This is a genomic window from Neorhizobium populisoli (assembly GCF_019430945.1).
GTDB classification, from domain to species: Bacteria; Pseudomonadota; Alphaproteobacteria; order Rhizobiales; family Rhizobiaceae; genus Neorhizobium; species Neorhizobium populisoli.
Genome location: NZ_JAHYCB010000003.1, coordinates 462,727 through 475,457 on the forward strand (window position 1 = coordinate 462,727; position 12,731 = coordinate 475,457).

Here is a 12,731-nt window from a genome sequence, read left to right on the forward strand (position 1 = left end):
TGCGGGTATATACCCGCGCCATGCCAAGCGATACCTGCCACTGCATCCTGCTGCGTAAAGCCTCCCGAAAGGTCTCGTCCTATTACGACGATGTCCTGGCGCCGCTCGGTGTCAATATCGGCCAGTTCAGCTTGCTCAGAAACATCAACCGCACGGCGCCTGTGTCGCTCACCGATCTCGCCGTAAGGGTCGAACTCGATCGCTCGACCGTCGGTCGCAATGCCAAGGTGCTGGAACGTATGGGCCTGATCACCATCGGCCATGGCGAAGACCAGCGCGAGGCCATGCTGGAAGTCACGCCGAAAGGCCATACGGTCCTCACCGAAGGCGCTCCGCTCTGGGATAGCGTCCAGGATAATATCGAAGCCCGGCTTGGGGCCGAGAAGACGAAACAACTGCAGGAACTGCTCGCAGCTCTGTGATTTTTTGAACCAAACGCGGGTATATACCCGAAACACAATACCGCCGCAGCGGTGACGATCAGGAAAGGGAATTCCGACATGCTCTCAAACATCGCTGCCCGCTGGATGGCCGGCAGAAACCTGCATTATGGATGGGTGGTCGTCACCACGACCTTCCTGACCATGCTGGCGACGGCCGGCGCAATGGGCTCGGCCGGCGTGATGATCCAGCCGCTGCACCAGGAGTTCGGCTGGGATATCGCCGACATCTCCTCGGCGATGGCCATACGCCTCATGCTGTTCGGCCTGCTCGCTCCCTTCGCGGCAGCCTTCATGAACCATTTCGGCATCCGTCAGGTCGTCGTCACCGCGCTGTCGCTTATTCTCGGCGGCATCGTCGTATCGATGTTCATGACCGAGATCTGGCAGCTCGTGGCGCTCTGGGGCATCGTCATCGGCGTCGGCACCGGCATGACTGCCATGGTGCTCGGCGCAACGGTCGCCTCCCGCTGGTTCTCCCAACGCCGCGGCCTCGTCATGGGCATGCTCAGCGCCAGCAATGCCACCGGTCAGCTCGTATTCCTGCCGCTTCTGGCCGATCTCAGCGAAACCTATGGCTGGCGCACGGCGCTGATGCTGACGGCAGGCGCGATCACCGTCGCCATGCTGCTCGTGCTCGCCCTGATGCGCGATCACCCCGCCGATATGGGCCTGCCGGCCTATGGCGAAACCAATGTCAACAAGCCGCCGAAGCAGGATCACAAGCTTCTGACCACGCTGGCATCGCCGCTCATCACCCTGAAAAGCGCCTCCGCCAGCGGCACCTTCTGGGTCCTGTTTGGAACATTCTTCGTCTGCGGCCTCTCCACCAACGGACTGATCCAGACGCACTGGATCTCGATCTGCGGTGATTCCGGCATCGCACCCGTTGGCGCTGCCGGAATGCTCGCAGTGCTCGGCATCTTCGATTTCTTCGGCACGATCGCATCCGGCTGGCTGTCCGACCGTTACGACAACCGCATCCTGCTCTTCTGGTATTACGGCCTGCGCGGCCTGTCGCTGATCTACCTGTCCTTCTCGGGCTTCAGCTTCTACGAGCTTTCCGCCTTCGCCGTCTTCTACGGCCTGGACTGGATCGCCACCGTCCCGCCGACCGTGAAGCTCGCCGCCGACAAGTTCGGCCGCGAAAAGGCCGGCATGGTGTTCGGCTGGGTGTTCACCGGCCACCAGCTGGGCGCCGCGACCGCCGCCTATGGCGCAGGTTACTTCAAAAGCGACTTCAACACCTACATGCCCGCCCTGCAGATTGCCGGCGTCATGTGCATGATCGCCGCCGTCTCCGTCATGCTGCTTCGCAAGCCCGGTTCGGCCAACGCCGTGCCGCAGCCGGCTTGATAAACGTAATCTGAAAGCAGAAAAGCCCGCCAAATGGCGGGCTTTTCTTTTTGGTTGTTGGATTTACGTCAGGCAACCTTGCGCGGCGCACCGCCGGCAGCAGCAGAGTCATTCTCGCGGATCGCCGAGCGGCGGTTGAGCTTGAAGTGGTTGACCAGTTCCGACAGCCGTTCTGCGCCGGTCGCCAATTCCAGGCTGATATCCGTGGTCCGTTCCACCATGGCCGCATTCTGCTGCGTCATGCGGTCGAGCTGCGCGACGGTGTTGTTGATCTCCGAGAGACCGACCGACTGCTCGCGCGCCGCCGTGGCGAGCGTCTGCATGTTATTGTCGATCGAAGCGACAAACTGCTCGATCTCGTGAAGCGCCACGCCGGTCGCGTCGACGAGGCGAACACCTTCGGTGACTTCGCGACCCGAATTTTCGATCAGACCCTTGATCTCCTTGGCCGCTTTGGCAGAGCGCTGGGCCAGTTCGCGGACTTCCTGTGCGACGACTGCGAAGCCTTTGCCCGCCTCGCCGGCACGGGCTGCCTCGACACCGGCATTCAGTGCCAGAAGGTTGGTCTGGAAGGCGATCTCATCGATGACACCGATGATCTGGGTGATCTCGGCCGACGCGCCTTCAATGCGCTGCATCGCCGTAATGGTCTCCTGAACCACCGACGACGACGTCGAGGCCGACTGCAGCGCGTTCTTGACGAGCTTGCGGGTATCGTCGGTATTGGCAGACGAGGAGCGAACGGTTGCGGTCACTTCTTCCAGTGCCGCAGATGTCTGCTCTAGCGAAGCAGCCTGTTCCTTGGTGCGCAGAGACAGCTGATCGGCCGCCTCGTGCATTTCCTTGCCGTTGCCGTTCAACGTGTTGGTCTGCTTCAGGACGCCCATCAGCGTTTCCTGGAAAGCGCCGATCGATGCGTTGAAGTCGCGCCGCAGCGGTTCGAATTCCGGAATGAACGGCGTGTCAATCGTCTGGCGGATGTTGCAATCGGCAAGCCGCGACAGGCCGGCACCAAGCTCCTTCACGACCTTGACGCGCTCGCTGACATCGGTCGCGAACTTGACGACCTTGAAGACCTTGCCGCTATCGTCGATGATCGGGTTGTAGGATGCCTGGATGAAGACCTGATGGCCGTCCTTGGCGACGCGCGTGAACTGATCGGCTGCAAATTTACCCGTGCCGAGATCGCGCCAGAACTGCTGATAGGCAGTCGAACGCGCATAATCCGCTTCGCAGAAGATCGAATGGTGCTTGCCGACGATCTCCGACAGAGAATAGCCGAGGGCAGTGCAGAAATTCTCGTTGGCGGTGATGATCTCGCCGGTCGGCGTGAATTCGATGATCGCCTGCGCGCGGGAAAGCGCGTCGAGTTTGCCGCGATCTTCCAGCGCCCGCTTGCGCGCGGTGGTGATATCGGTTGCGAACTTCAACACCTTGTAGGGCTTGCCGCCACGCAGGATCGGGTTGTACGTCGCCTCGATCCAGATCTCGCGGCCGCCCTTGCCGAAGCGCTTGTATTTGCCCTGATCGAACTTACCGGTGCCCAGCCGCCGCCAGAAATCCGCATAGTCCTTCGAGCCTGCATCCGTCGGATCAACGAAAATGCGATGATGCTTGCCGACGATTTCCGACAGCGAATATCCCACTGCTTTGCAGAAGTTCTCGTTGGCATCCAGAATGGTGCCGTTCATATCGAACTCGATGATTGCCTGTGACCGGCTCAGCGCTTCCAATATTGCGGCATTCGACATCATGCGGGCAAACGGCACACCGGCCATGGCAAACTCCATTGTCCCAAAAGGGAATCGACGAGATATGCCGTTAAAGCTACGAATTTGTTTTGAATTTTCAGTTAACCATGAAAGTGACGATCGTCAGTTCAGGGCGGAATTAAGCAACAAAAAAGCCCGTCTTGCGACGGGCTCGTTTGTACTGGCGGTGGAAAACAGTATCAGGCAGCTGCAGCCTGCAGTTCCTTGCGGACCATTTCGCGCAGCGCATTGAGGTCCTTTGCGAAGAGGCGGATACCGTCGGAAAGCTTTTCGGTCGCCATCTGGTCTTCGTTGAGCATCCAGCGGAAAGACTTCTCGTCGAGCGACTGCATCGGCTCTGCCTTGAAGGTTTCCGGCGAAAGCTTGCGCTCCAGCGTGCCGTCTGCCTTGTCCAGCTCGTCGAGCAGGTTCGGCGCGATCGTCAGGCGGTCGCAGCCGGCCAGCGCTTCGATTTCGCCGACATTGCGGAACGAGGCGCCCATGACGATCGTCTTGATGCCGTTGGCCTTGTAGTAGTTGTAGATGTTGCGGACGGAAACGACGCCCGGATCGGTCTCGGCAGTGTAATCCTGGCCGGATGCCTTCTTGTGCCAGTCGAGGATGCGACCGACGAAGGGCGAGATCAGGAAAACACCGGCTTCGGCGCAAGCGATCGCCTGGGCCTGGGCGAAGAGAAGCGTCAGGTTGCAGTCGATGCCTTCCTTCTGCAGCACTTCGGCGGCACGGATGCCTTCCCAGGTGGAGGCGAGCTTGATCAGGATACGGTCACGCTCGATGCCGCGTTCCTTGTAGGAAGCGATGATCTGGTGCGCCTTGTCGATCGAGGCCTTGGTATCGAAGGAAAGGTCGGCATCGACTTCGGTCGAAACGCGGCCCGGGACCAGTTCCGAAAGCGCGGCACCGACGGAGATCGCCAGACGGTCGGCAACGGCGGCAACCACGCCGTCCGGCTGGCCGCCCTGCTTCTTGCCCCAGGAAACGGCTTCCTTGAACTTGTCGGCGAAGACCGGCGTACCGATCGCCTTCAGGACGATCGACGGGTTGGTGGTGCAATCGACCGGCTTCAGGCGGGCAACCGCCTCGATGTCACCCGTATCGGCGACGACCACGGTCATGGAACGGAGTTGCTCTAGTTTCGACGTCATCCGAATATTCCTCGATTGGAAAGCGTTAAAGCTTGAACGCCCGGCGTACGAATTGGCTCCTCCATCTCGCACCTAGACGCGTTGGCATGGACTATCGACCCTCATTGGTTAAGAAGTCAAGACATTTGTCCTGATGAATTGACATATGTTTCAATCGGAACAAATATCTGGGATGTTGTTCACCATGGCCCATAAAGCAGAACGGGAGAGGCATTTTGGCGAGGCTCAGACGCGAGACCCACACCGCCTATTCCGATGCGGCATCGCTGAGGCTGCGGGCGGCTTGGCTCTATTATAACCAGGGTTTGACTCAGAAAGATGTCGCCGAACGGCTCGGCATCAGCCGTTCGACGGTAATCCGCCTGCTCGACGAGGCGATGAAGCGTTCGGAAGTGCAGATCTGGATCAGCGAAGGCATCGACGGCTGTGTCGAACTCTCGACGCAACTGGAAAAGGCCTATGGGCTGGACGAAGCACTTGTCGTGCCCGCCCCGCGAGACGACAGCGCAACCGCACTCGCCAGTGCCGTCGGCCTTGCACTTGGCCAGTTCCTTTCCGAAGTCGTACAGGACGACATGACGATCGGCGTCGGCTGGGGCCGCACCATGACTGCCTCGCTCTCGAGTTTCCGCCCCCCGCGGCGGGAGAACTGCAAGGTCGTCTCGCTGCTCGGCGGCATCGTCGCCGTCCACCAGACCAACCCGATCGACTATACGTGGCGCTTCGCCGGCCAGCTCGGCGCGGAATGCTACATGTTCCTCGCGCCACTTCTGGTCGACTCGGTCAAGACGAAGCGGGCGCTGATCGAGCAATGCGGCCTCAACGCCATCTACGATCTTGCCGAAAACCTCGACCTCGCCGTGGTGAGCTGCGGCGATATCGGCCCGCATTCCACGTCCCTTTCGGAAGGCTTCATCTCCAAAGCCGAACTCGACCGGCTGATCGCCGCCGGCTGCGTCTGCGACACGATGTTCAATTTTCTCGACGAGGAAGGACGTTCGGTCGATCAGAAGCTCAACGAGCGGGTGATGTCTGTCGACCTCGACACGCTGAAGAAGGCGAAGCATATCGTGCTTTCCTCCGGCGGCGCGCATCGGGCCGTGGCGATCCGGGCAACGATCCGCAGGGTGGGATGCAATACGCTGATTACGGATGAGACGGCGGCGAGAGAGCTGTTGCGGCTGGCGGAGACCGAGTAGGCTTCAGTCTGGATCGCGGACACATTGAATGCTGCGGGATGGGGTACCCCCCCTCTGCCCTGCCGGGCATCTCCCCCCTTGAGGGAGATGCCCGGCAGGGCAGAGGGGGGTATCACACGGCACGACATCAGCGCCGCACCAACGCTTTATGCATTCCCCGCTTCCCACCCGAGGATCGCCCGCTTGCGCGTCAGCCCCCAGTGATATCCGGTCAGCGCGCCACTTTTCCCGAGCGCCCGATGGCACGGCACAACGAACGAAATCGGGTTCGCCCCGACGGCCGCTCCCACCGCCCGGCTCGCCGTCGGCTGGCCGATATCGGACGCGACGTCGGAATAGGTGACCGCCTTGCCGAACGGGATCTTCAACAGGCTCTGCCAGACCCGCACCTGGAAATCGGTTCCGATCAGCACGACCTTGAGCGGCTGGTCGCAGGACCATTGCTGCCGGTCGAAGATGCGGCGGATGTAAGGGGCGGTCGCCTCCTGATCATGGATATATTCCGCATTCGGCCAGCGCCGCGCCATGTCCTCGTAAGCCGGCGCCTCGCAGCCGATATCGGCGAAGGCGAGACCCGAGAGGCCGCGTTCCGTCGCCATTACCAATGCCTGACCGAAGGGCGACGGATGGAAACCGTAACGGATCACCAGCCCGCCGCCGCGCGCCTTCCACTCGCCGGGAGACATCGCTTCATGCGTCACGAACAGGTCATGCAGGCGGCCCGGACCCGAAAGCCCCAGCTCATAGGAGGCCTCCAGCAACGGCAGCTCTTCCTTGCCGAGCAACCGCTTGGCATGATCGAGCGTGATCGCCTGCAGGAAGGCCTTGGGCGACAGGCCGGCCCAGCGGGTAAACACTTTCTGCAACTGCGTCGGCGACTGGCCGAGTTCGGCGGCGATCGCCTCCAGAGACGGCTGGTTGCGATAATCCACGGTCAGCATCTCGATGACGCGACGAACGGTTTCGTAATCGGAGCCATCCGGGGTGATGTCGATGGCGGGGGTGGTGATCTTTGCGAGATCAATCTGAGAATGTGCGTTCATGGCTTGTCTCTCCTCGACAGCGCCTGGCGCCGCATCCGGCGCCTGTCTTCGGCTGTTTCGTTCATGCGCCATAAATGCTCCCTCGGCTTTGCCGAAACCACCCGTTTCTTGCAGGTTTTCGCCTATTTTGCGCAGGTTTCAAAGCCGTTGCTTGACGGTTGCCAGCGCCCCCTTGAACGCCTTGGCAAAGCTTTCGCGATCATCCGGATTGAGGAAGGAGCCGATATCCGTCCCCCTGCCCTCGCCCGTCACGGACATGCGGATGATGCCGAATTCGTCATGTCGCTGGACGAGGAAACGTGCCCAGAACGGGTTGAACCGATGCTCGACCATCTGCCCCGCCGGCGAGAATTTCCGGATGGAGAGATTGGTGCGCGACACCGTCACTTCCTCCCGCTGCCGGCCGGAGCGATAGCTCATCTTCAGCGCAATATAGAGGCCGAGGAAATCCAGCCCGAAGAAGAAGCCGATCGGATAAGCACCCGTAATCAGGAAGAAGCCGCCATAGAGGGCGCAGATGGCGCCGCAGAGGATCAGCACGACACGAAAGCCCGTCTTGCCGAGCGAGCGGTATGGCGTCAGTTCGGCCGCAAAAACGGGCTGATCGTTGGAGATGTCCCTTGTCAGGTCCACGTTGCTTTCCTTCATGGGGAATGCCTATAGAAAGATATGGCGACTCCGAAACCGAAATCCAAAACCACCCCTTCGCAAAAGTCAAATCGCGTCTCCGGCACCGGGGCGGCGAAGAAACCGAAGCGCTTCAAATCCGCCTATTCGAAAGAGGAAATGGTGGAGATTTTCCGCCGTTTTTCGATCCAGCGGCCGGAACCCAAGGGCGAACTTGAGCATGTCAACCCGTTCACGCTGGTCGTCGCCGTGGCACTCTCCGCCCAGGCGACCGATGCCGGCGTCAACAAGGCAACCCGCGCCCTCTTCAAGATCGCCGATACACCGGAAAAGATGCTGGCTTTGGGCGAGGAAGGCGTCACCCAATATATCAAGACGATCGGCCTTTATCGCAACAAGGCGAAGAATGTCATCGCACTCTGTCGCATGCTGATCGACGAATTCGGCTCCGAAGTGCCGAAGACCCGCGAAGAGCTGATCCGCCTGCCGGGCGTCGGCCGCAAGACCGCCAATGTGGTCATGTCCATGGCCTTCGGCATCCCGACGCTGGCCGTCGACACCCACGTCTTCCGCATCGCCAATCGGTTGCTGATGGCGCCTGGCAAGACGCCGGACGAGGTGGAAGAGAACCTGTTGAAGGTCATCCCCGACCAGTACCTGTTCCACGCTCATCACTGGCTGATCCTGCATGGGCGCTACTGCTGCAAAGCCCGCAAGCCGGAATGCGAACGCTGCGTGATCGCCGACATCTGTCGCTCGCCGGAAAAGACGATGGACGTGCCCGCCCCGCTCGTCGAACTGCCGCAGCAGCTAATCGGCGAGGCCGTCGAGTAAGGCTGCTATCGCTGCCTCATAGTCTGTTCGGCTCTCGCCGCAATCGATCGCCATCGCCGCCTTTTCGAAGGCGGACGAGATCAGCACCGTCAATGGATCGAGAAGCGCTAGTTTCGGCGAGTTCGCCATAAGATGCGACAATCCGATCTTGAGGCCGGATTCCGCCGGGTCTTCTCCTTGCCCGGAATCGATCGCAAATTGCGCCGGCGCCTCCCGCAGCAAAAGTCGCACCCGCCCCGGCACCGCCATGGCATCGAAATAGGCCGAAGCGCCCTGCAACAGTGCCTCGCGCGCCGACGAAGCCTCCGCCGAACACGCCTCGATATCCTCAGCCACCTGACCGGCTTCCCGCTCGATCACCGCCCAGAACAGCGCCTTCTTGTCCGGGAAGTGATGATAGAGCGCCCCGCGCGTCACTTCGGCTTTAGCGACGATCTCCGGCGTCGCTGTTTCCGCATATCCCTTCTCGACGAAAAGCGAGCGCGCCGCATCCAGAAGCGCGGTGCGTGTGGCATCGGTGCGTTCACGATTGCTGCGCGGCATGGCGCATCTCCTCTTTACATACAGGCAGAATGTATCTATATAAAACATACAGGCTGAATGTATCTTAAAATTTGAAGGAGCGAAAGCCATGAAAGCGACCAGCTATTACCCCGTCATCATGACCGACGACGTTGCCGGCACGGCAGAATTCTACATCGAGCATTTTGGCTTCGAGGCGCTGTTTTCTGCCGATTGGTACGTCCACCTGCAATCTAGGGAGAGCGACAATGTCACGCTCGCCATCCTCGACGGCAGCCACGAGACGATCCCGGAATCCGGCCGCGGCAAGATTTCCGGCCTGCTGCTGAACTTCGAGGTGGAGGATGTCGATGCCGTCTACGATCGCCTGAGAACTGCCGGCCTGCCGATCCGCCGCGATATCCGCGACGAGGATTTCGGCCAGCGGCATTTCATCACCGCCGATCCGAACGGCGTGCTGATCGACATCATCAAGCCGATCCCGCCGAGCGCTGAATTCGCCGCCATGTATGACGCTTCGGCCCTGCCGGCTTAAATCCTGAAGCCCGAATCGCGCTTCGAAACGGCTTTGTGCAGATGCACCATCAGGCCGGCGGCGAAAAGCGGCGTCAGCAGGTTGACGATCGGGATCGCCAGGAAACAAGCGATCAGCAGGCCTGCGATAAACACGGTCGAGGAATGTTTCGACCGGAAGGCGCGGGCCTCCGCCGGTGAACGAAACCGCATCGCCGCAAACTCGAAAAATTCCCGGCCGAGCAGATAACCGTTCACCATGAAGAAGGCGATCAGGTTGATGCCGGGAATGAACAGCAGGAACAGTGCGATGATGTTGCCGACGATGACGACGCCGAGGAACTGGATCGAACCGAGGATCGCTTGCCCCATCGGCAGCGCCTTGCCGGGCGGATCGTTCGGGTAATCGCGTTTCTCGACCACCTCCGCCACGTCGTCGAGGAAAAGACCGGCGATCAGCGCCGTGATCGGCGCGATCAGCAACGCAAGGGCCAGAGCCAGCCCGATACCGGCTGCGATCGCTGCAAACAGCGTCAGCCATCCAGCCCAATCCGGCAGATCGGGAAAGAAAGCCGCAAACCACGGCCAAGCGTAAAGCACAAAGATTTCCCGCAATCCGAACCAGATGCCGATCAACACCAGGAATGTCAGCCCCAACGTTTTCCAGAACACGGAGCGTGTCTCGGGCGCAAAAAGGTTGGTCAGCGAAAGGCGTGCGGCGTCGAGGATCATCGGCGTCTCCAGTTGTGCCGCAGAGATGTAGGTTTTCGAAGTCCCGGCAACAAGCGCACTTCAGATCGCATTGTCGCTTGACTCATTCATAGCCATCCGGTTATACGTCAATTCATAGCCAACGAGGTATGAATTGACGTGACGGCCACGCGCGACGAAATCTTCAAGACATTGGCCGACCCCACGCGGCGAGCGATTTTCGAGCGCCTCTGCCGCGAAGGCGAAAAAACCGTCTCCGTCCTGACCACGGGTGCCGGCGTCTCCCAGCCGGTCGTCTCCAAACACCTCGCCAGCCTGAAACGCGCCGGCCTCGTGCGCGACCGCGCCGATGGCCGCCAGACTCATTACAGCGCGGATTATGCCGCACTCGCTCCCCTCATCGACTGGGCGCATGAAATGACCGGCTTCTGGGAAAAGAAGTTCGATGCGCTCGAAGATCTGCTGAACAGGATGGACCAATGACCGATATTTCAACCGAAACCCGGACAGTCATCGTTGAGCGGGAAATGCCACATCCGCCGGAAAAGCTCTGGCGCGCGCTCACCCAGCCGCATCTGATCTCCGAATGGCTGATGAACAACGATTTTTCGCCCACTGTCGGCCACCGTTTCAACCTGCGCGGCGAATGGGGCGGCGTGCTGGATTGCGAAGTGCTGGTAGTCGAGCCGGAAAAGCAGCTCTCCTACACCTGGAACCACGTCCACGAGGACCGCGCCTACAATCTGCGCAGCGTCGTGACACTGACGCTGACGCCGACAGCAAAGGGCACTCACCTGCGCATGGAACAGGCCGGCTTCCTCGCCGACCAGACCCAAGCCTTCCACGGCGCCCGCCATGGCTGGCAGGCTTTCCTGGAAAAATTGGATACGCTCACCGCCAGCCTCGACTGAAACCGTTTCGAAAACAGCCCTTCAACGACGACCATGACCCGACGCAGTTTGGGAGAGGACATCCATGACCTTCAACAAAGCCATCCGGCAGGCGCACCGCTGGATCTCGATCATCTTCACGCTCACCGTGGCTGCCAACTTCGCCACCATGGCCTTCGGCCAGCCGCCGGCGTGGATCGTCTATTCCCCCCTCCTTCCGCTGTTTCTGCTGCTGTTCAGCGGGCTGTATATGTTCGCATTGCCTTATCTGGCGAAGCGCAGCGACTGAGACTTGCCACATGACATTTGACACTCGGGCTTTATCGAATATCGTCGCGCCTAACTGAATTATTGGCAGCTATTGGCGCCGTAATTCTTGGGCGGGGGAATAACGATGCTGTTAAGCTTGAAGCTGCGACTGAAAACCTTGTTCGCATTCATTATGCTGTCCATGCCGCTTTACTCCTCGATCGCTGCGGCACAGGTCAGTGACGACATTGTCGATGCGACCACCGGCCTGTGGCTCGTCGCATCCGAAGACGGCTCACCCGGCTGCCGCCTGACCTTGCAAAAAGCCAAGACGATCGGCGGCTACGCGCTGAAGGAAGAAAAGCCCTGCGCCGGCCCGTTGCACGACAATGTCTATTCCTGGAGCTTCGGAGACGGCACTCTCGATCTTCGCGATGCGACCCGCAAGGTGATGATGAGCTTCGAGGAGCAGGAAGGCGGTCCATGGCGCACGCCGGAGGGTATTACGCCGCGCATCTATCTGATCCCGGAACCGGGCGCGATGCAAAGCGTGCCGGTGGCCAAAAACCTCTTGGGTACGAGTTGGACGCTCTCCGACAAGAAGGGCAAGCCGCTCTGCGGCATCCAGCTTTCAGACCGGCTGCTTCCGGACTCCGAGGACGTCTACGCACTCGCAGTTTCCAAAGATTGCAATGCGGCCGTCAGGAAAACCAAGATCAGCATGTGGCAGATCTCCGAAATCAACCTGATATTCGCCGGAGGCGAGGACTGGGCGTTCACGCTGATGCTGCAGCCCGACGGAAGCTTTGTCTCGGATGACGGGAAATACAAACTGGTAAAGACGAAGCAGTGATCGAAGACACGAGATCAACAGCGTCTGAAACCGAGCTGCTGATTCAAGTGCGTCTGCAGGCGCTGCTCGGCATGCCTTTGAGCATCGCACGCAACGCCGCCGATATGAAGGGATTCCATTTTGGGAGTATCCGTCCCCACCCGTCCGGCAAAGGGACGGTCGGGGATTATGCCCTACATGTTCAATGCCCTTGGCGCATTGTCGATAGCCGAGGCATCGTCACGGGGCGCGACGATGTTTTCGAACCACCCCCAGACGATGCGGAAATCGACGAGGATGATCAACGGGACGGAAATCTCCAGTGCGTCCGGATCGGCAATCTGTTGAAAGGTTACGACGAAGCTACCCGTTCTCATATCAACAACACGGATAGCCTTTTCGTCGAGGCCGTCGCGGCAAGCCGTTATGGCGATATCGATATTCACCTGTCGGGCGGTTACCGCCTGCAGATTCTGCCGGCCGGTTCGAAGGCGGAAGATTGGCGATTCTTCGAAATGGACGGACCTCATTTGGTTGTTTCGGGGGGCCGTGTCGAAGAACCTTAGATGACGGCAGCTTGTCGACCGGGCATAACGCT

At 60.1% G+C, this 12,731-nt stretch carries 16 protein-coding genes; 10 read left to right on the forward strand and 6 right to left on the reverse strand.

Annotated features, from left to right (window positions below):
* Positions 1 to 20: 20 nt before the first annotated feature.
* Both KX729_RS10165 and KX729_RS10170 read left to right on the forward strand, forming a co-directional pair.
* On the forward strand, positions 21 to 422 hold the full coding sequence (locus KX729_RS10165) for a MarR family winged helix-turn-helix transcriptional regulator (RefSeq protein WP_219742317.1): 402 nt from the start codon (positions 21 to 23) through the stop codon (positions 420 to 422).
* Between the two features lie 78 nt (positions 423 to 500).
* The gene (locus KX729_RS10170) at positions 501 to 1,796 is read left to right on the forward strand and encodes an MFS transporter (protein ID WP_219742318.1); all 1,296 of its coding nucleotides are present in this window, start codon (positions 501 to 503) and stop codon (positions 1,794 to 1,796) included.
* A gap of 68 nt (positions 1,797 to 1,864) precedes the next feature.
* Here the strand turns inward: KX729_RS10170 and KX729_RS10175 are convergent, their stop codons facing one another.
* Both KX729_RS10175 and tal read right to left on the reverse strand, forming a co-directional pair.
* Positions 1,865 to 3,574 (reverse strand): methyl-accepting chemotaxis protein, encoded by a 1,710-nt coding sequence (locus KX729_RS10175; RefSeq protein WP_219742319.1) that lies wholly within the window; start codon positions 3,572 to 3,574, stop codon positions 1,865 to 1,867.
* Positions 3,575 to 3,747: 173 nt separating this feature from the next.
* Positions 3,748 to 4,713: a transaldolase gene (gene tal / locus KX729_RS10180; RefSeq protein WP_219742320.1), complete on the reverse strand. Its 966-nt coding sequence runs from the start codon at positions 4,711 to 4,713 to the stop codon at positions 3,748 to 3,750.
* A gap of 215 nt (positions 4,714 to 4,928) precedes the next feature.
* Here tal and KX729_RS10185 point away from each other — a divergent pair, with 215 nt between their 5' ends.
* A complete protein-coding gene (locus tag KX729_RS10185; RefSeq protein WP_219742321.1) occupies positions 4,929 to 5,912 on the forward strand; it encodes a sugar-binding transcriptional regulator in 984 nt (327 codons plus the stop codon).
* A gap of 146 nt (positions 5,913 to 6,058) precedes the next feature.
* On the opposite strand, the gene KX729_RS10190 is transcribed toward KX729_RS10185, so the two are convergent.
* Both KX729_RS10190 and KX729_RS10195 read right to left on the reverse strand, forming a co-directional pair.
* Positions 6,059 to 6,955: a methylated-DNA--[protein]-cysteine S-methyltransferase gene (locus KX729_RS10190; protein ID WP_219742322.1), complete on the reverse strand. Its 897-nt coding sequence runs from the start codon at positions 6,953 to 6,955 to the stop codon at positions 6,059 to 6,061.
* A 138-nt stretch (positions 6,956 to 7,093) separates the two neighbouring features.
* Positions 7,094 to 7,603, reverse strand: coding sequence for a DUF2244 domain-containing protein (locus KX729_RS10195; RefSeq protein ID WP_219742323.1), 510 nt, complete (start codon positions 7,601 to 7,603; stop codon positions 7,094 to 7,096).
* A gap of 21 nt (positions 7,604 to 7,624) precedes the next feature.
* Between KX729_RS10195 and nth the strand changes: the two genes are divergently transcribed.
* Complete coding sequence (gene nth / locus KX729_RS10200) at positions 7,625 to 8,416, forward strand: endonuclease III (RefSeq protein ID WP_219742324.1); 792 nt, start codon at positions 7,625 to 7,627, stop codon at positions 8,414 to 8,416.
* Here the strand turns inward: nth and KX729_RS10205 are convergent.
* Positions 8,393 to 8,959: a TetR/AcrR family transcriptional regulator gene (locus KX729_RS10205; protein WP_219742325.1), complete on the reverse strand. Its 567-nt coding sequence runs from the start codon at positions 8,957 to 8,959 to the stop codon at positions 8,393 to 8,395. The genes nth and KX729_RS10205 overlap by 24 nt on opposite strands.
* A gap of 88 nt (positions 8,960 to 9,047) precedes the next feature.
* Here KX729_RS10205 and KX729_RS10210 point away from each other — a divergent pair, with 88 nt between their 5' ends.
* Entirely contained in the window at positions 9,048 to 9,473 is a 426-nt protein-coding gene (locus KX729_RS10210; RefSeq protein WP_219742326.1) for a VOC family protein, read from the forward strand.
* On the opposite strand, the gene KX729_RS10215 is transcribed toward KX729_RS10210, so the two are convergent.
* Positions 9,470 to 10,183, reverse strand: a complete 714-nt coding sequence (locus KX729_RS10215; RefSeq protein ID WP_219742327.1) for a sulfate transporter family protein — start codon at positions 10,181 to 10,183, stop codon at positions 9,470 to 9,472. The two genes, KX729_RS10210 and KX729_RS10215, sit on opposite strands and share 4 nt — an antisense overlap.
* Positions 10,184 to 10,321: 138 nt before the next feature.
* On the opposite strand from KX729_RS10215, the gene KX729_RS10220 reads away from it, so the two are divergent.
* From KX729_RS10220 to KX729_RS10240, 5 genes are all read left to right on the forward strand, one after another.
* On the forward strand, positions 10,322 to 10,645 hold the full coding sequence (locus KX729_RS10220) for an ArsR/SmtB family transcription factor (RefSeq protein ID WP_219742328.1): 324 nt from the start codon (positions 10,322 to 10,324) through the stop codon (positions 10,643 to 10,645).
* The gene (locus KX729_RS10225) at positions 10,642 to 11,073 is read left to right on the forward strand and encodes an SRPBCC family protein (RefSeq protein ID WP_219742329.1); all 432 of its coding nucleotides are present in this window, start codon (positions 10,642 to 10,644) and stop codon (positions 11,071 to 11,073) included. Before KX729_RS10220 ends, KX729_RS10225 begins: the two co-directional genes overlap by 4 nt.
* Positions 11,074 to 11,137: 64 nt before the next feature.
* A complete protein-coding gene (locus KX729_RS10230; protein WP_219742330.1) occupies positions 11,138 to 11,341 on the forward strand; it encodes a hypothetical protein in 204 nt (67 codons plus the stop codon).
* A gap of 138 nt (positions 11,342 to 11,479) precedes the next feature.
* On the forward strand, positions 11,480 to 12,154 hold the full coding sequence (locus KX729_RS10235; RefSeq protein WP_219742331.1) for an AprI/Inh family metalloprotease inhibitor: 675 nt from the start codon (positions 11,480 to 11,482) through the stop codon (positions 12,152 to 12,154).
* Positions 12,151 to 12,699, forward strand: a complete 549-nt coding sequence (locus KX729_RS10240) for a hypothetical protein (protein WP_219742332.1) — start codon at positions 12,151 to 12,153, stop codon at positions 12,697 to 12,699. Before KX729_RS10235 ends, KX729_RS10240 begins: the two co-directional genes overlap by 4 nt.
* Positions 12,700 to 12,731 lie beyond the last annotated feature (32 nt).

Bases quoted from the DNA above. Each gene is read 5' to 3' on its own strand.
- KX729_RS10170 (WP_219742318.1), top strand. From the start codon at position 501: ATGCTCTCAAACATCGCTGCCCGCTGGATGGCCGGCAGAAACCTGCAT.
- KX729_RS10175 (WP_219742319.1), bottom strand. From the start codon at position 3,574: ATGGCCGGTGTGCCGTTTGCCCGCATGATGTCGAATGCCGCAATATTG.
- KX729_RS10210 (WP_219742326.1), top strand. From the start codon at position 9,048: ATGAAAGCGACCAGCTATTACCCCGTCATCATGACCGACGACGTTGCC.
- KX729_RS10190 (WP_219742322.1), bottom strand. From the start codon at position 6,955: ATGAACGCACATTCTCAGATTGATCTCGCAAAGATCACCACCCCCGCC.
- KX729_RS10195 (WP_219742323.1), bottom strand. From the start codon at position 7,603: ATGAAGGAAAGCAACGTGGACCTGACAAGGGACATCTCCAACGATCAG.
- KX729_RS10165 (WP_219742317.1), top strand. From the start codon at position 21: ATGCCAAGCGATACCTGCCACTGCATCCTGCTGCGTAAAGCCTCCCGA.
- KX729_RS10230 (WP_219742330.1), top strand. From the start codon at position 11,138: ATGACCTTCAACAAAGCCATCCGGCAGGCGCACCGCTGGATCTCGATC.
- KX729_RS10225 (WP_219742329.1), top strand. From the start codon at position 10,642: ATGACCGATATTTCAACCGAAACCCGGACAGTCATCGTTGAGCGGGAA.
- nth (WP_219742324.1), top strand. From the start codon at position 7,625: ATGGCGACTCCGAAACCGAAATCCAAAACCACCCCTTCGCAAAAGTCA.
- KX729_RS10205 (WP_219742325.1), bottom strand. From the start codon at position 8,959: ATGCCGCGCAGCAATCGTGAACGCACCGATGCCACACGCACCGCGCTT.
- KX729_RS10215 (WP_219742327.1), bottom strand. From the start codon at position 10,183: ATGATCCTCGACGCCGCACGCCTTTCGCTGACCAACCTTTTTGCGCCC.
- tal (WP_219742320.1), bottom strand. From the start codon at position 4,713: ATGACGTCGAAACTAGAGCAACTCCGTTCCATGACCGTGGTCGTCGCC.